This window comes from Acidobacteriota bacterium (genome assembly GCA_009838525.1).
Taxonomy (GTDB): Bacteria; Acidobacteriota; Vicinamibacteria; order Vicinamibacterales; family UBA8438; genus VXRJ01.
Genome location: VXRJ01000014.1, coordinates 51374 through 68600, shown reverse-complemented (window position 1 = coordinate 68600; position 17227 = coordinate 51374). Strand labels below are relative to the sequence as shown.

Annotated in this window: 13 protein-coding genes; 4 read left to right on the top strand and 9 right to left on the bottom strand. The window is 66.8% G+C overall.

The genetic code is table 11. The features are described 5' to 3' along the window. Window positions 1-10: 10 nt before the first annotated feature. A complete protein-coding gene (locus tag F4Y45_04370) occupies window positions 11-1366 on the bottom strand; it encodes a hypothetical protein (GenBank protein ID MXY23743.1) in 1356 nt (451 codons plus the stop codon). Window positions 1367-1463: 97 nt separating this feature from the next. Between F4Y45_04370 and F4Y45_04365 the strand changes: the two genes are divergently transcribed. Together F4Y45_04365 and F4Y45_04360 are read left to right on the top strand one after the other, a co-directional pair. Then, a complete protein-coding gene (locus F4Y45_04365; GenBank protein MXY23742.1) occupies window positions 1464-3434 on the top strand; it encodes a phospholipid carrier-dependent glycosyltransferase in 1971 nt (656 codons plus the stop codon). 3 nt (window positions 3435-3437) lie between these two features. Then, entirely contained in the window at window positions 3438-3878 is a 441-nt protein-coding gene (locus F4Y45_04360; GenBank protein MXY23741.1) for a DedA family protein, read from the top strand. On the opposite strand, the gene F4Y45_04355 is transcribed toward F4Y45_04360, so the two are convergent. The 7 genes from F4Y45_04355 to F4Y45_04325 form a co-directional block, all read right to left on the bottom strand. Further along, window positions 3879-4640 carry a glycosyltransferase family 2 protein gene (locus F4Y45_04355; GenBank protein ID MXY23740.1) on the bottom strand — a complete coding sequence of 254 codons (762 nt, stop codon included), beginning with the start codon at window positions 4638-4640 and terminating at the stop codon, window positions 3879-3881. Window positions 4641-4714: 74 nt separating this feature from the next. Next, window positions 4715-6259 (bottom strand): hypothetical protein, encoded by a 1545-nt coding sequence (locus F4Y45_04350; GenBank protein ID MXY23739.1) that lies wholly within the window; start codon window positions 6257-6259, stop codon window positions 4715-4717. A 141-nt stretch (window positions 6260-6400) separates the two neighbouring features. Beyond that, on the bottom strand, window positions 6401-7591 hold the full coding sequence (locus tag F4Y45_04345) for a glycosyltransferase family 9 protein (protein ID MXY23738.1): 1191 nt from the start codon (window positions 7589-7591) through the stop codon (window positions 6401-6403). Window positions 7592-7661: 70 nt separating this feature from the next. Beyond that, window positions 7662-10184 (bottom strand): hypothetical protein, encoded by a 2523-nt coding sequence (locus tag F4Y45_04340; GenBank protein MXY23737.1) that lies wholly within the window; start codon window positions 10182-10184, stop codon window positions 7662-7664. Between the two features lie 14 nt (window positions 10185-10198). Next, window positions 10199-11452: a glycosyltransferase family 4 protein gene (locus F4Y45_04335; protein MXY23736.1), complete on the bottom strand. Its 1254-nt coding sequence runs from the start codon at window positions 11450-11452 to the stop codon at window positions 10199-10201. Further along, a complete protein-coding gene (locus F4Y45_04330; GenBank protein ID MXY23735.1) occupies window positions 11449-12432 on the bottom strand; it encodes a glycosyltransferase family 2 protein in 984 nt (327 codons plus the stop codon). The genes F4Y45_04335 and F4Y45_04330 overlap by 4 nt, the downstream gene beginning before the upstream one ends. A gap of 2 nt (window positions 12433-12434) precedes the next feature. Then, window positions 12435-13409, bottom strand: a complete 975-nt coding sequence (locus F4Y45_04325; protein MXY23734.1) for a glycosyltransferase family 2 protein — start codon at window positions 13407-13409, stop codon at window positions 12435-12437. Window positions 13410-13518: 109 nt separating this feature from the next. On the opposite strand from F4Y45_04325, the gene F4Y45_04320 reads away from it, so the two are divergent. Both F4Y45_04320 and F4Y45_04315 read left to right on the top strand, forming a co-directional pair. Beyond that, window positions 13519-14943, top strand: coding sequence for a Na(+)-translocating NADH-quinone reductase subunit A (locus F4Y45_04320; GenBank protein MXY23733.1), 1425 nt, complete (start codon window positions 13519-13521; stop codon window positions 14941-14943). 18 nt (window positions 14944-14961) lie between these two features. Further along, the gene (locus F4Y45_04315; GenBank protein ID MXY23732.1) at window positions 14962-16446 is read left to right on the top strand and encodes a class I SAM-dependent methyltransferase; all 1485 of its coding nucleotides are present in this window, start codon (window positions 14962-14964) and stop codon (window positions 16444-16446) included. Here F4Y45_04315 and F4Y45_04310 read toward each other — a convergent pair. Then, window positions 16419-17183: a class I SAM-dependent methyltransferase gene (locus F4Y45_04310; protein MXY23731.1), complete on the bottom strand. Its 765-nt coding sequence runs from the start codon at window positions 17181-17183 to the stop codon at window positions 16419-16421. The two genes, F4Y45_04315 and F4Y45_04310, sit on opposite strands and share 28 nt — an antisense overlap. Window positions 17184-17227 lie beyond the last annotated feature (44 nt).

Here is a 17227-nt window from a genome sequence, read left to right as displayed (position 1 = left end):
GTCGCACCAGTCATGGGCAGGGGTGCGCCGTAACCGCCTGGGCGATGGGGTCGCCTTCCTCCGCACTCAGGTAGCGGCTCCAGAAGAGCTGGTAGGTTCTACCGTTCGGTCCACGGTTGACGTAGCTCCAGCGGAGCGTCCCGTCGGTTGAAACGCGTAGTGCGCGACCATGGTCGCTCTCCTCGACAAAAACGTCGTCCTCGTCGATGACGGTGGCGCGGCCCTGGGTTTCGCTGCGCACGTCATGCTGCAGCAGAGCGTCGCGCCACGGTGACCGTGATTCGCCGGTGGCGAAGTCGTAGATGTAGACCTCGTTTGCGCCGAGCACGTGCCACTGTCCGTCACCGAGACGGGCCGTGTTGTTGCTGAGAATAGAAATCTCGTGGTCGTTCAGGACGTTGACGTCGTGTTGGTGCAGCCACGGACCGCTTTGCAGCCAGACAATCCTGTCGGTTGAAGGGCGATAGAGCAGGACCACCGAGTTTGTCCGCAGACTGATGAAGAGATCGCCCCGACGCCAGTAGGGACCATCTTTCAGGACCGGCTGAATGTCGTTGACGTGCATTGGATCGATCGGGTACTGGTCCATGACGTAGATGAGCGATCCGTAACCGTTGCGAATCAGGAGGTCGCCGAGAGGAATCGACGACACGATCGTGCCAGACCGTGACACCTTCGTGAGAGCTTCGTCCAACATACTGCCCACAGCGCCGGGTAGGACGGGCGGTTCGGGTCGATTCGGTGCCCACAGGTAGCCGTCGGCGTCCACTTCAACGGAATGGTGGATGCGAGGTGTGCCAATTGCCCACTCGACGTTGGAACAACGGTCCAGCATCACGAGGAATGCATCGAGTCCGCGAAACGCGAGGGATCCGTCCGGCCAGACGTACGGGGTCATTCCCTGCTGTCGATCCAGCACGCGACCGCGGTCAGCGCGCATGCGTTCGGCAACCCGATCGAGATCCGGTCGCCAGGCGTGGATCGTCTCCTGCCGCTCCAGGTCCATCAGTTCGAGCACGCCGCGATTACGCTCCGGGTCGTGGCGCGCCACCAGCAGATAGCCGTCGTCGCCCGCCGGGGGCGCGGCGTGGACAGTGAGCCCGCCGGTGTTGAAGCGCGACTCCGCGGTCGCGAAGCGCGACCCGGCCCGCAGTCCCGAAAAGACTCGTAGCGTCTCTTCGGGAAGTCCGGCCACGTAGAAGGCCACTTCGCCGATAACGCCGGTCCTTCGCCGACCCTCCGTGTGGTGCTTGACGACGGCGGCGAAGAGAAGGGCGCCGACCAGCACGATCGTGAGGAGCAGGAGGACCAGCCAGGCCTCCAGTTGCCTGAAGAGCAGCCGCTCGAGCCGCGCCAGGAACTGCATGGCGGGGCAGTATAGCGGCGGTCTGCTCCCGTCGGGTGCATGCTAGACTCCGCCCGTCACCGGCCGTGCAATTCCGACTCGGGCGAGCGTCTCGGACATGAGAAATCTCGCGGCGCTCCGCCGCCATCCGCATCTCGTCGCACTGGCCGTTGTGGTCCTCGTCGGGCTCTGGTTTCGCGCCCCGCGAGTCAGCGAAGGAATGCCCTACTTCTATCACGCGGACGAAGCGGGCCACTTCTACCGCGCAGTGCGGATGCTGCAGAACAACGACTACCATCCCTATTACTTTCTGAAACCGACGCTCTGTTTCTATATCCGCCTGCCGGCCATCGCAGGCGGGTTTCTGTGGTCGGCCCGCGAAGGGGAGATCACGTGGATCGAAGAGATCCAACGGAGCGACGAAAACGATCCGACCGGCATTCTGTGGACGGCGTCCCACCCGCGCATCGTCATGTGGGCCCGGGCGGTCGGCACCTTCTTTAGCTTGGTGATGATCCTCGCGACCTATGGCATCACCCGGCGTGTTGTCGCGTCGCCGTGGCCCGCCGTGCTCGCGGCGTTGCTGGTGGCGTGCGTTCCCTTTCTGATAACCGAGTCGTCGCGCATTGCCGTCGACACTCTGATGGCGGCGTTCTGCCTGCTATGCGTCTGGCTGTCGCTACGGGTCATGGAGAATCCGACGGCCGGACGCGCCGCGCTGGCCGGACTGGCGGCGGGTCTGGCCGTCACGAGCAAGTACAACGGATTGCCGATTGTCGCGGCGCCGCTGTTGGCGTGCGCGCTGTCGGGCCGGTGCAATCTGCGCACCGTTATCGCCGCGCTCGGTCTCTCGGCAGTGGGGTTCCTGATCGGCACGCCGTATGCGTTGCTGGCGGTCTCCGACTTCCTGAACGGAATGGCAACGGAGATCATCCACTACGGCATCCTCGGCCACGTTGGCGCGACGGTCGAACCGGGCTGGGAGCACGCGCAACGCTACCTGGGGCGGATGTCGAGGGCCGGTGGCGGTTTTGTCCTGACCTACGCCGGCATCGTCGGGGCGGCCGTCATGTTGGCGACACGCTGGCGGGCTGCACTTGTCATCCTGGCGTTCCCGGTTGGATTCCTTACCCTGATGCTGGGTCAACGGGTCTTCGCTTTCAGCAACATGCTGGTTACACCGCCCTTCTTCGCCATCGCCGCCGCCTGTGCCGTCCAACTGGTGTTGCAGTACCGTGCTCGCCTTCCGCGCGCCGCGGGCCTGGCACTGGCGCCGGCCTGCGTGGTCGCGCTGGCGGCGCAGCCGGCGATTCGGGCGCTGGACGAACGCCGCTCGGCGGTGGCAACGGAGAGCCGCCACTTGGCCAGCGCGTGGCTTCTGGACCAGACTGAACCGGCGCCGGAGACCGCGATGGCGGTGGAACTGCGCTTGCCCCAAGCCAACTATCGCGTTCCCAGTGTGTCGCCCGCCCGCACCGAACAACTGATGGACCCGGTGCAACTCTTCCTCGAGGGCTACGACCGGCTGGTGGTCGGACCGGAGTTCGACCACGCTGAAGGCAACCAGGAAGCACGCGCCTTGATGCAGGTCCAGCGCGTTTTCGAGGGAGAAACCTATCCGCAGCCCATTCCGCGGAGCCCACAGGTGACCGTCTTCGAACTGCCGTCCCTGCTGGCGAATACTCGGCCGGTCCGCGCGCGGGTCGAAAGCGAGCCGCAGTACGAGGTGGTGAAGGGGATCGTCCGGTCGCGGGTGGCGCGCCTGCCCCTCGATCCGTCGACGGCGACGGGGTCTTCCGTCGGACAGGGAGGCGACGTGACACTGACGCTCGACGTCTCCACACCGTGGACGTCGCAGTCCTGCCATTTCGAACTGCCGGGCTGGCAGTCGCGCGACCTCTGTGAGGGCCTCGCGCCCGACCAGCCCGAGACGCGAACCGTCGAAGTGCCCGCCGAGGCGCTGGCAGGTCAGGAACAGATCTGGGTGTTCGTCAGCCACGTGCGGCGCGACCCCGAATCCGGGGTCGGTGGCGAGACCCAGCGCATTGGCTTGAGGGTCGCCGTCCGGTCCGTTTCCCCCGCAGCTTAGGCCTTGCTCTATCTGACCGCCTTCGCGTCGGCGTTCCTCGCCGCGACCGTCGTCCCGCTCGTCGCGGACGCCGCCCTCGCCGCGGCGGTTGCGGGGGGCGCGGCGTGGCCCGGCTTGGTGATGGCCGCGACAGCTGGCAGCACGCTGGGCGCCGTGCTGTTCTGGTGGCTCGGTCGCTTCATCGAAAGGTTCCGGGACCGTCGCTGGTTTCCCGCCAGCCCGCGGCAACTCGCCCGGGCGCAGGCCTGGTTCCAGCGCTACGGGATCTGGTCGTTGCTCCTCACCTGGATCCCTGGCCTCGGAGACGGGCTTACCGTCGCGGCCGGGGTGATGCGCATGGGGATCGTTCCGTTCTGCGTCCTGGTGGCGATTGGGCGTGGCTTGCGCTACGCCGCGATCATTCTCGCCATCGACGGCGTCGTCGTCCCCTGGTTTACGGAATAGTCAGCTAGAGTCGGTCGTGTCGTCCGCTGGAGCGCTGGCGGTCAGGTGGCTCCGGCGGATCACGAGCAAGTACCAGAGTCGCAGGACGTCGAAGCCCACCCGGACGACGCGCGCCACGTTGAAGAACTGCGAGACGCCGTAGGCGCGGTGGAAGTGGTGGACCGGTACTTCCGCGATCCGGAACCCCGCGTCCTGCACCTTCTTCATCATCTCGAGACAGATGACGCCGCTGTTCTTCGTCAGCGTCACCCGATCGAAGATCGCGCGCCGCATCAGGCGGAAGTCGCAGTCGACGTCGCGCAGTTGGAGGCCAAACATCAGGCGCACCGTGTGGTGATAGATGCGGCCGATCACGACGCGGTGCAACGGGTCCGACCGGCTGATCTTGTAGCCGTTCACGACATCGAGGTCCGGCTCGTCCATCATGCGGCGCCACAGGAGCGCCAGTTCGCGCGGGTCGTACTGCGCGTCGCCATCGGTGTAGAACACGAGCGGCTTCGTCGCGGCCCGGAAGCCCGAGCGCAGCGCAGCGCCGTAACCGCCGTTCTGGGCGTGCGTCACGACACGGAGGCGGGGATAGACCCGGGTCAGTTCCTCTAGCACGTGAGGCGTCCAGTCGCGGCTCGCATCGTTGACGACGATGACTTCGTAGTCGTCCGTCAGCTCACGGGCTATCAGCTCAGCGGCGACCACCATACTGGCGATGGTGCCTGCGTCGTTGTAGGCCGGAAAAAAGATGCTCAATCCTAGTGGTGGGCTCATCGCGGGCTGTTAGTCGTGCGGCGTCCGGGCCGCCACAAGTAAACCACGTCAGGTGGGTGGGCCGCACGCCAACTTCACGGATCGGCAGCGAGGCGATCGGTTCTGGCAGAGTGGCTGTAGCCGGCGATGCACACGTCACCGAAGCGTGCTCGCGGGGGCAGCATGCTGAACGCCGCGGCGCATGCGTCGGAGCCCAACGTGACTGCGATCGTCACGGCGTACTGGCGTGCGAGAACGTTGTACGTACCGACATCCCTTGTCTCGATCGCGGCCAGCATGCTCTCCCGGGCTTGCGCGCGTCGAGCGAATGGCACATACGGATTGGCCAGGTACGCATCTGGGGCAACCGTCTTCCGACCGGCAGGTCCGATGATCCTCAGCACGGCGTGAACGTCCCCGAGCACGACATCTTGGGGCTCCGTAACTCCACGAAGGAACTTCACCGCTGCCACGTCGTCGCGACTCAGTTGGGTCCGCTCGGGCGAGAAGTCGCCACGGTTCACATAGACGGGCCAATGCCAGGCCACTGCCGCCACGGTTAGCGAGACTGCGAGGAGGTTGACTTGGCGGGAAGGCAGGGCTGCTGGCTGGCGTACGGCTGCCCATGCATGTGCTGGGGCGTTGGAGCCGAGCCACGCCAACGTGGCGCCGGAAAGAAGAGCCATGGCCGCAGTCGTCCACTTCCAGAAATGAAAGGCCGGAATCAGCGGAGCGGCAGGCGAGACGGTGTACAGCAGAAGCACCACCGCGGTGGTAAGCCACACGAGAAGAAGACGGGACGTTGTGATGATCGCGCCGAAGACCCCCAGACTAACCAGGATCGCATTGTCCTTCAGGAACTGCGGGAGCGCGTTGAGTGTGGGCAAGGCATCCCACGTCCAGGAAAGCGGACGCGTGTGGACAACCTGGAAGTGATATTGGGCTCCGATGGAATACAGAAATGGAGAAGCAACGACGAGTGCTACCGCGCCCGTTAGAAGAAGTATGTTCCAGCGGCGGGCGAAGACTGCGCAGGCCATTACAACCAGAATCAGGGCCGGTGCCGTGTGGGTGAGAAACGTCAGTCCGATTAACGCGCCCGCGCTAATGGCGCGAGTCAGTGTGGGCCTGTCGGACGCCGCCTGTAGTGCTAGCGCCGAGATGAAGAAGACGCCTTCCGCGAGGTCGTTCGAATACAGCCAGGGGGAGTAAGTGGCGTAGGCCCAGCCAGGTCCGTCGCCTATCGCGAAGAACAGGTAGATGGCGAGCGCGATGAAAGCGGCAGTGCGACCCACCCATCTGATCCCCAGGAGGTAGAAGGCCAACGGGCCGAGGAGATTCAGCCATGGCCCTGCCCGAACGTGAAAGGTCTCAACGGTGGTGCCGGTTAGCGCCGACCCGAGTGCCAGCGTCCAGGGGAGCAGTGGGTTGTACCAGACCCATTCGTCACGGTAGTACTGGTCCGATAGCGGTGCGCCGTCACGAGCTGTCTGTGCCAGCGCGACGTCTCTGAAGTGATCCAAGTCGTGTGGTGCAGTCAGGCCGCTTGTCTTTGACGAGGCCACGGCCAGTGCGGTCAGAATCAGGATGAGCGCGAGCCAATCAACGAGGAGGGAACGACTTCCAGACAGCACCTGCAACTATGAGCGCCGCGCGGACGAGTAGAAACGTATTGGGTATCGGGGCTTCGTTTGACGAGGCAGCCTAAGGCAAGCCTGCGCTGCCTTGCACTACCCAAATGGGGGGGGCTGTTGGAGTGCGTTGGGGCGACGGCTTCCCAGCTACGCCAAATAGCGCCGGGCGGCAGCGAGGACGGCCCCGGTTTCCACTCCGGTGAGACAGTCTGGCGCGCCGTGGGCGCACCGCGCGGGGGGGCGGCGTAGCCGGCCGCACGGGCGGCACCAGAGATCGGCGTGTACTGCCTCCGCGCGCGGGGTCAGCGGCCGGTAGCGGTTCGGGTCGGTCGGTCCGAAGATGGTGACCACCGGTGTGTCGACCGCCGCGGCTAGATGGGCCGGTCCGGTGTCGCCGGTGATCAGGACCGACAGCCGCGACAGCACGGCGGCTAGGTCGACGAGCGGGGCCTGCCCGACAAGGTCAACCAGGGCAGTGTCTAACGGAAGGGCCTGCCGGACGCCCTCCGCCTGTTGACGGTCACCTTCGCCGCCGAGCAGAACGATGGTGGCAGCGGCGTCCGCCGCAAGTGCCGCCGCGACCGCGGCGAAACGCTCCGGCGGCCATTCCTTGACGAGCCGGCCCGCGCCGGGATTGATGCCAACCAGCGGTCCGTTGCCGCGGTATGCGGCCAACAGGTGGTCTGCCGTCTCGCGGGCCGACTGCGGAACGACGAACGGGACGGCGTTCGACGCGTCGACCACCGGCGAGTACCGCTCGGCCGGCAGCGCTTCATCTACTAGGCGTTGCGCGTTCGCCGCGGAGTGGATGCTTCTGTCGTAGTCGAGGGCAACGGTCAGGAAGCCGCCGCCGCCGCCGCTCGCGTAACCGACGCGATGCCGCGCGCCGCTCGCCGCCACAAGCGCATTGCTTCGGATGTCCGGTTCGAAGTTGATCGCTAGCTCGTAGTCGTGCTGGCGCCAAGCGGTCGACTGCGCGGTAGCGGCCCGCAGTGTCGATCCGGGTCGTTCGCGTGAGAGCCAAGGCACGTCGAACGTCTCAACCGCGTCCACCGCCGGTATGCAGCGCGCCAGTGGCGCGTTCCAGCTTCCCACCACCAGCCGCAGCTCGGCCTTGGGCAGCCGCGCCCGGACGGCGCTGATTGCGCCGAGCGTCATCAGCAGGTCGCCGATCCGCTCCAGCCGGAACAGCAACACGCGCCTGGGCGGCGCCTCGTGGTTCGCTGCGGGCTGCCGCCAGGCATTGATTGCCGCCAAAGGGGCCAGCGCCAAGTCGGCAGTGCCTGCGAGCCACCGCTCATAGCGCTTGTCGATCTGCAGGTGCTCGAACACGTCCAATGCCGTCGGCGATCCTATCGCGGCGGAGTGGTCGTTGACGGAGGACGCCGGCCCGGAGGCCGGCGCACCGTCAGTGGATGACTACGCGGTCGAGCCGGATCCCCAGCGTGCGATCATCGGGTAAGCCCAGCAACCGACTCGGTACCCACGGCTGGGTCTCGATACGAAGTTCCGACGCCTCGTCGCGTTCCGCCATCTCGCGAGCGACGTCAGGCGGGATCGGCAACGTGTAGCGTTCGTAGCCGTCGCCCGGCGACAGCGTGGCGAGGAGATGGTCGTTCAGCACGATCTGCACCGGCGCGATGCCTGCCTGTTCCAGCCGGCCGGACAGGGTCAGGACCAGCTCGCTGGCCTCCGGATGCGTGCCGACGATCCGCACGGTGGATGTCCCGCGGGTCCAGCGGAACGACCTGCCCTCGCTCGACGTACCCTTCCCGTGCATGTTGCCGACGTACAGATCGAAACCCGAACCGACATCAATCTCGACAGGTCCTGGCGCGACCGGCTCCGGCAACAGCTCGTAGAGGCCGAAGTCGAACTCCCACGAATCGACACCCTGGGGGTACGCGTTGAGCGTCCGGTCATAGAACGGCACGCTGAACCGGTCCGTGCTGATCCGCTTCGGCGTGATTTGGCGCGTCAGGAGATTCGTGCCGCCGCTCCCCATGAACAGGATCCGGTCGTAGCGCGGCCGGGCCCAGTCGAGAAAAGCGCTGAATTCCTTGGGATCAGGATCGTTGAAGCGAAGGGGCAGGACGTTCCGGGCGTAGATGTAGGCGAGCGGTAGGGCGAAGGTCTGGGCGTCCGACGCATTGCGGGACGACATCAGCAGCAGATCATCCGGCCCAATCCGCCGCGCGAGCGATTCCACCGCGGGAATCATGCCGGCATGCTCGGTGTGGCGAAGGATGGGGCGCGTGGCGGCGCCGTACTGTACGGCCAGCACGGCCAGCACGAGGCCGCCTGCGGCGGCACGCACGGCGGTGGCGCGCGGCGTGGCGCACCACGTCATCCAGCGGCGTGCGCCGGCGTCCAGCGGCATGAAGACGGCAGCACTCGCGAGCAACAGCGCCGCGGGAAGCAGCACCGGCATATAGCGTCGCCCCGCCCAGAAGTGATCGGGCGTGATGCGCGCGTCATAGAAATAGAACAGCGCGTAAGCTCCCGCTACAGCCAGGAAGGGCATTGCGCGGCGGAATCGAGCCCCCGAGACAACCGCCCAGCCGGCAAGCGCCGCGACGAGACCAAGCGGCTGCAGGTAGTACAAAGTAAACGTGATGATGCCTTCGCGTTCGAAGGGCGGTTGCGTCCAGAGGCTTCGCGACTCTCGAAAGAAGAACGCGTATATGCCGAGCGTCACGAGGAGTCCCAAAGTCGCCGGGGGCAGCCACCGATCCATCAGGCGGGCGAGCCGGGGGCCGGCGGACCGCACCAACAGCATGCCGGCAGCCAGTCCGATGATGGTTACAAACATGAGCAGCAGCGGTTGTCGTCCGGCAGCGGTTCTCACGGGTGCAGCCAAGGCGTAGTGCGGTAGGACGGCCAGGTAGTAGGCGGCGGCCAACGCACCCGTTGCGAAGAGCGGCAGCAAGAAGGAAGCACGGAGGCGGTCGCCGAGTAGTCGTCCTGCGATGGCCGCGGCCGCCAGTGCCGCCATGGCGACGGCGCTGCTCAGGTGGACGAAGATGGTAAGCCCCAACAGAGTTCCGGCCACAGGAGCGAAAAAACGGTGCTGGTTGTCTTGCGACCGGATGAAAGCTAACAGGGCGGCGAAGACGAGGCACTGCAGGAATGGCTCGCTGATGAAGTAGCGGGCGAACCAGACTTGCGCCACGTTGAGTGTCAGCAATCCCGCCGCAGCGAACCCGGCGCGCCGGCCGAACAGCGCGGCGCCTAGAAAGTAGACGGCCAGGATTCCCCCGATGGCCCATAGGCCATGTACGTACCGAGCGCCGGTCAGGCCGTTCAGCTCGTATGCCATCGCGATCCAGACCGGGTAGAAGTGGGGGAACTGACCCACGACCATGCCCCGGTCCATATCGGCGATGTTGTAGCCAAGGAATCGCAGGTCGTAAGACACGTAGATCCGCCTGACCGGGATGAAGAAGGCATCGCGAAACTCGGACGGCAGGTCGCGAACGAGCGGGTCCACCGAAAAGAACGATCCCGATCTCGATAGCTGGATGCCTTCGGCGATGTAGAGGCCAGGATCTCGTCCGCCGTTGATGTACTCGGCGGGCGGCACGTAGAAGAAGATGCCTGCGGCGAGCAGCAGAAGGACTGCTGGCGCGGCTGCGGTGCGCGTGACTGGTGCGGCCTCGGGGCCGAGGCGGAGGTTGCCGCGGGCCTTGATGGCCAGCAGGATGCAGAGTCCCAGGCTGACCAAGAGGACCCGGTTGAGGCTGTACGCCCCCGCGGCCGCGAGGGCCAGGGCGGCGATGGACGTGACAGCGGCACTCAGCCCGACCGTCCAGAAAACCCGTTCCTCGGCCGGGAGCGCGGCGCGGAGCGCGCGGTTTCCGCGTGGCAGACGGTAGAGCAGAAAGCCCGGCAGCCAGAGCAGCAGGGGTAGGGCGATGGCGAGGCGCCACATGCTTCGCTAGCGTATCAAGACAGCGAGGCTCGATGTTCGGTCGCCAACGCGTAGGCCCGCTCGAACCGTTCTGCGACACGCGCCCAGGTCTGCTCGGTCTGCATCCGTCCGCGCGCGGTCCGGCCGATCTGTTCGCGGAGCGCGGGATCCTGCACGAGCGTTTCGATGGCACCGGCGAGCGCCCCGCCGTCACGTTCCGGGACGATGAGTGCGGTCTTACCGTCGACCGCCACGGCCCCGATGCCGCCTGCCAGGGTGGCGACCACCGGCGTGGCGGACGCCAGCGCCTCCAGCACGGTGTTCGGCAGGCCGTCGACGTTTCCCGCGTCGTCCACCACCGACGGCGCGGCGGAGATGTCGGCGGCGGCCAGCCAGTCGGCGACCTCGCTGTGCGCCACGGGGCCGAGGAGCGTCACGCGGTCGGTCACGCTGCCGCTCGCCGCCCGCTCGCGCAGCTCGGTATCGAGATCGCCACCGCCCGCGATGACGAGCCGCAGCCGCGGATGGCGTGGCGCCAGCCGCACGATGGCATCGATCAGGTACTCGAATCCTTTCTTGCGGACTAGGCGCCCGACGGCGAAGACGATCGGATCGTCAGCTCCGATTCCGTGTGCGGCGCGCACGCGGGCGCGCGTATCGGCGTTCGGGGTGAACCGGTCGGCATCGACGCCATGCAGCAGCGTCTCGGCGCGACTGTCGTCGGCGCCGAGCGCCACGGCGCGGTCGCGGAGGTCCGCGCTGCAGCCAGTGACTCGGTCGGCCCGCAGGAACGCGCGGCGCGCCGCCCATCCCACCAGCGGGTTGCGTTCCGCGACGAAGATGTCCGAGCCGTGCAGGCTGATTACCAGCGGCAGGCCGCCCGCGGCGGTCGCCGCGATCGCGCCGCTCGGGATGGCCCAGTGGGCATGGATCAGCGTGGCGCGGTGCTGGCGCACCACGCGCCGCACCATGCGCACGCCGGCGATGAACGCGAACGGCGCTGCAGCGTAGGCCGTTCGCTTCATCGAGACATCCGCCCGGAGTGCGCCGGCGTAGCCGAAGACGTTCAGCGCCGCGACCGGCGCGTAACGGTAGAAATGGTAGTTGATGCCATCTTCGACGGCATCACGCCGCACCAGGGGATGCCAGGGTGCGACGACATGCACCGTGTGTCCGCGCGCAACGATGCCGCGCGCGATCGGCTCGACCGCCGTTCCGGTGAGATCGCCAGGAAAGCGCGGGTAGGATGACGTGGCGATGACGACCGTGTAGTGCCGCGGCCCGGTCATTTGCCGACGCCGTCGTCTGCTGGCACCGAACCGCGCGCCGAGGACAGTTCCAGCGACCGGACGCGGTACAGAAGCTCCTCGGTCAACTTGCGGTTGGCCGCGATGACGTCCGCGACCAGCCCGATCAAGACCACCTGGAAACCGACGATCATCAGCACGGCGGCCAGGATCAGGGACTGCACGCGCCCGCCGCCGCCAACCTCGAAGTAGTAGAAGAGGAAACGGACCGAGATGGCGAACCCCACCGCGAAGATCACGGCGCCGGCGACGGAAAAGACCTTCAGTGGCTCGTATTGCGTGTAGATTCGGAGAATCGTCGCCGTCGACTTCTGGATGTAGGTGAACGTGCTGTCGAAGAGACGCGATGGCCGGGTCTTGCGGTTCGTCGCCACCTCGACATGGGCGATCGCCATCCGTTTCTTGCCCGCCTGAATGATCGTCTCGATCGTGTAAGAGAAGTCCGATACGACCGTCTGGCGGAGCGCGGCTTCGCGCGTGTAGGCGCGGAATCCGCTGGTCGTGTCGGGTATGCGCGTATCCGACACCTGCCGCACCACCCAACTTCCGATCCGCTGCAGCCACCGGCGGAGCAACGGCATATGACGGATCTCGCGGATATTGCGGTCGCCGATTACCACATCCGCGGTTCTGTCGAGCAGCGGCTGAACCAGCTTGGGGATGTCGGCGCCGGCGTACTGGTTGTCGGCGTCGGTATTGACAATGTAGTCGGCCCCGGCGCGGACGGCGGCATCGAGGCCCGCCATGAACGCGGCGGCGAGCCCCTTGTGGTTGCGGAAGCGGATGATGTGATGCACGCCCTGCGCGCGCGCCACGTCGGCCGTGCTGTCGGTGGAGCCGTCGTCGATCACGAGCAGTTCGATCGTGTCGATCCCCGGAATCTCGCGGGGTAGATCGGCAATCGTCTCCGGAAGCGTCGCCGCCTCGTTCAGGCAAGGGATCTGAATGACGAGCTTCGCCAATGCTACGAACTCCTGCGGGCGATGGCCTCGGCAAGAAGGCCGAAGAAGCCGGTATTGAGGCCGAACATCGCGAGGCCGAGCACGAGGTTGACATGCTCGATCGGGCGCTCCGCGATGCCGGCTGCCCACATGCCCAATTCGACCACGCCGATCAACGCACCTGTCCCGAGGAAGAACGTGGCGAGCGGTAAGAAGATCTTCAGGGGCCGGATCATTACCATCAGCACCAGGATTTGGGACAGGACGCGGAAGGGGTACTGCAGCGAGATGAACGACTCGCCGCTCTGCCGCCGGTGGAAGGATATCGGCGCCTGCTCGAACCGCATTCCCTTCAGGTACGAGTCCAGCAGCACCTGCTGCGTGTAGTTGTAGTCGCCAGGGATGAACGAGACGGTCAGGTAGGACCGGTTGACGGCGAACATTCCCGGCTGCGAATCCTCAATGTCCCAGCCGGTAAGCCAGCGCATGAGGTGACGGAAGACGGCGTTGCCGGCGCGCCGGTAGAGAGGCATGCGATAGTCGATCCGCGAGAACCGGTTCCCGTAGACCACATCGGCCCGTTCGTCCAGAATGGGGCGGATCAGCGCCGGGATGTCGATCGGGTCGTGCTGGCCGTCGCCGTCAAGCTTTACAGCCACGCCAAATCCGCGCGTTCGCGCATAGATCAGGCCCGTTCGGACGGCGGCGCCCACCCCCATGTTCCGCCCATGCTTCAGCACATGGTCGGCGCCGGCCGTGCGCGCGGCAGCTCCGGTGCCGTCCGTCGAGCCGTCGTCGATGACGCAGACCGAGAGGCCGAGGCCCATCTCGGCGAGCGGTTCGGCGCAGCGGCGCGTCGCCGCGACGACGTCGCCGATCGACGCCGCCTCGTTCAGCGCCGGGATCAGCACCATCACCGACGACGTAGGCACGGGCTTTCTCGCTGGCGTGCTCACCGGCGTCGGCGCGAGCGATTCCGCCGTCGACATGCGCTCCATTGTGCCAGAACCCCCGTATCTGTGCGTGTACTGGTGCGCCGCCTGATGCGCCGGCCTCTAGACCGACAGAATTGACGCCGCTCGCGGCGCGTCAGTACGATCCCCGTCGATGTCTCGTCACCGTGTGCGTCGCGGGCTACGCCTGCCCATCACGGGAGCGCCGTCCGAACACGTCGACAACGGGCCGCCCCCGCGCCGCATCGCCTTGGTCGCCGCCGACTACATCGGTCTGCGTCCCACCATGCACGTCGCGGCGGGCGACAGCGTCGCGCGCGGCCAGTTGTGCTTCGAGGACAAGACGATGCCGGGCGTGCGCTACACGGCGCCGGCCGCCGGCACCGTCGTTGCCGTCAACCGGGGCGACCGCCGCGCCCTGCAGTCCGTCGTCATCGACGTGAGCCGCGCGGAACGGGAGGGACGCGCGCCGGAGACAGCGTCGTTCAGTGCGTTCTCGGGCCGGCATCCGTCCGGCATGACCGGCGACGAGGTGCGCGCGCTGCTCGTCGAGTCCGGCCAGTGGACCGCGCTTCGCGCCCGCCCCTTCGGACGGGTTGCCGATCCCGCCACACGGCCGCATTCGATCTTCGTGACCGCAATGGACACCAATCCGCTCGGACCGTCCATTGCGGCCATGGTGGCGGGTTGCGATGTCCCTTTCGAGCGGGGACTGGCGGCGTTGGCGCGCCTGACCGATGGCCCCGTCTTCGTGTGCACGGGGCCGGAGCCCGGACTGCGAATTCAGGAAGACGATCGGATCCGGCATGAGGTGTTCGACGGGGTCCACCCCGCCGGCACGGTCGGTTTCCACATCCATACGCTCGACGCAGTAGACCGGAACAAAGTCGTGTGGCACCTGGGCGTGCAGGATGCGATCGCCATCGGCCGGCTGTTCGAGACCGGCGTGCTCGACGTCGCGCGCATCGTCGCGCTCGGCGGCCCGCCGATCGCCGAACCGCGTCTGCTCCGCTCGCGGATCGGCGCGTCGACCAGCGAGCTGGTCGAGGGGAATATAAAACCGGCCACTACGGTACACGGCGGATCCGGCAACGGGTCGGGCATCGACGGGCAGCCTGATCGGCGTGTCATCTCCGGTTCCGTCCTTTCTGGCCGGACCGCCACCGGCGAGATCCACGGCTACCTCGGGCGCTACCACCAGCAGGTGTCGGTGCTGGCGGAGGGGCGGCAACGGGACCTCCTCGGGTGGCTCGGTCCGGGCCTCGGTCTCTTCTCAACCATCCCGACGTTCGTTTCGTCCCTGACGCCGGGACGACGCTTCGCCATGACGACCACGACGCACGGCTCGCCGCGCGCGATCGTCCCCATCGGGATGTACGAGCGCGTCATGCCGATGGACCTGCTCCCGACGCCCATGCTCCGCGCCCTGGTGATGGACGATGTCGAACGGGCCGAGGAGCTCGGCTGTCTGGAGCTGGACGAGGAAGACGTCGCCCTCTGCACCTTCGTAGACCCGGGTAAGACGGACTTCGGGCCCCACCTCCGCCGCATCCTCGACACCCTCCGGACCGAAGGCTGATCACGCCGTGACGGTCACATGACCAAACGCACGGTTTCTCCAGAGGATCTCAAGCGCCTGCACGCCGAGCGCAAGGAGGCGGATCGTGCGTACAACGACGCTCTCACCGCACTAGCAGACGCCCTGCAGCAGCTCCGCGACCTGCCGCACCCGCCGCCGCCCTATGACGACACGCAGGTCGCAGCCCTGCGTGCGCTGTCCGACCCGCTGGCGGAGGCTCCTCCCGCCGGCGACGGCTGGCGCGGCCGGCTGCGCATGCGCGTCCGCAACATGGTGGCGCCGATGTTCGAGCGCCAGAAGGCATTCAACACCGCGCTGGTGGAACACGTGGACCGTAACGCGGCGACGCACCGGGAGGTGTCCCGCGCCCTGGCCAGCACTATCGAGCTGATCCGCGAAGAGCACGAGCGCCTCCTCCACTTTCAGAGCCGGCTCGTGCAGTTCGCCGAGGAGATTACGCCCTACGTCGACACGAAGGACCGCGAGGTGAGCGGCCTCATGCGGCGCATCAACGAGGACAACGCCGAGTTTGCCGCCGATCTTGCCAAGCGCGTCCTGCCGCGGCTCGATCGCCTGTCTGACGAGATCGACGCCTGGCAACACGTGATCGCGGCGCTCAAGCGCGACATGGCGGCGTTCCCGGCGCGGACCGTGGCGCCGGTGCCCCCGGACGGTGAGGGCGAACCGGCTCCCTCCGCCGGGACGGAATCCGCCCCGTCGCCGGCCGCCGTCCCGGGGGCTGGCGAAGACCAGAGCTACCGCTATGTCGCGTTCGAGAACCGCTTCCGCGGTTCGATGGACGAGATCCGAACGCGCGTTGCCGCCTACCTGCCGTACTTCGAGGACGCGAGCGACGTGTTGGATGTCGGCTGCGGGCGCGGGGAGTTCCTTGACGCGTTGCGGGAACGCGGCATTCGGGCCAGCGGCGTCGACATCAATCAGGACATGGTGGAGTTGTGCCGTGCACGCGGCCTGGACGTCGTTCAGGGCGATGCGCTGGACCACCTGGAGCGGCTCGACGACGGCGCCCTGGGCGGACTGTTCGCGGCCCAGGTGGTGGAGCACCTGGAGCCGTCGCGCCTGCTCGCGTTCATCGACGCGGCTCACCGGAAGCTGCGGCCCGGTGCGCCGCTGGCGCTGGAGACCATCAACGTCGCTTCCTGGTCAGCCTTTTTTCGGAGCTACATCCGCGATCTCACCCACGCGCGCCCCGTGCACCCGGAGACACTGCAGTTCCTGGTCAGCACGGCCGGCTTCCGTAAAGCGCGGATCGTCTACCGCTCGCCCTACCCGGAAGAGGAACGGCTTCGCCAGGTGGAGGACGTACCGGCCGGCGCGCCCATCGATGGAGGGGACGACCCGGCGGCCTCCGGGTCCGACGGCGCAGGAGACGCCGCCGCGGATCTTGTCCGGCTGGCCACCGTTCTCAACCGGAACGTCGAGACGCTCAACCGGCTGCTGTTCGCGGAACAGGACTACGCCATCGTCGCCGAGCGGGCGTAGCCTTCGCGCTTGCGCGCCACCGCGAACAGCGAGACGCCGAACGGCAGATCGATGAACCGCAGCAACTTCTTTTCGATCCGCAGCAGGCTGAGCAGCATCGTGTTCAGCGGCTCGCGGGTGGGACGCACGTCCGAGACCGCCCGCGCAGGCGCCAGCAGGTTCTGCAACTGTCGCAGTAGCACGATCGGCGGGAACAGCACGGTGTTCAGGTAGGTGATCCGGAGCGGTTCGAACCCTGCTTCCTTCAGACACTGCCGGACGTCGGACGCGGTGAACCGGTGCCGGACATCAACGGCGCGGTCGTGAGATCCCCGCGCTATCGGCATCGCCGGTTCGCGGAACGCGAGCACGCCGCCCGGCGCGAGCGCGGTCGCTGCACGCTTCAGAACCGCTGGGAACGGGTCGCGGCCCAGATGGGTCGCCACGTCAAAGAACGTGATCAAATCGAGTGACGCCGGAGGCGCGTCGAAGTCGAGCATGTCGCCGAGGCTGCACTCCAGCCCTCGGCGCCGGGTGTAGTCGACGCAGAGCGGATCGAGGTCGATTCCCCGGGCGGGTCCCAGCCGAACGAGTTCCGCCATATTGCCGCCCGTGCCGCAGCCGATGTCCAGAATGCGGAGCGGCCGGCTGCAGTCGAGGTGCGGCAGGAGCAGAGACAGGCAGATTTCCCGCGTTCCCACGTACCACCAGTGGGATGCCTCGACCGCCGCCATCTTGTGGACTTCGTCCGCAGTCATGCCCGAAACCCTCGATCCGCGCCGTTGTACTATCGCACGGTGCG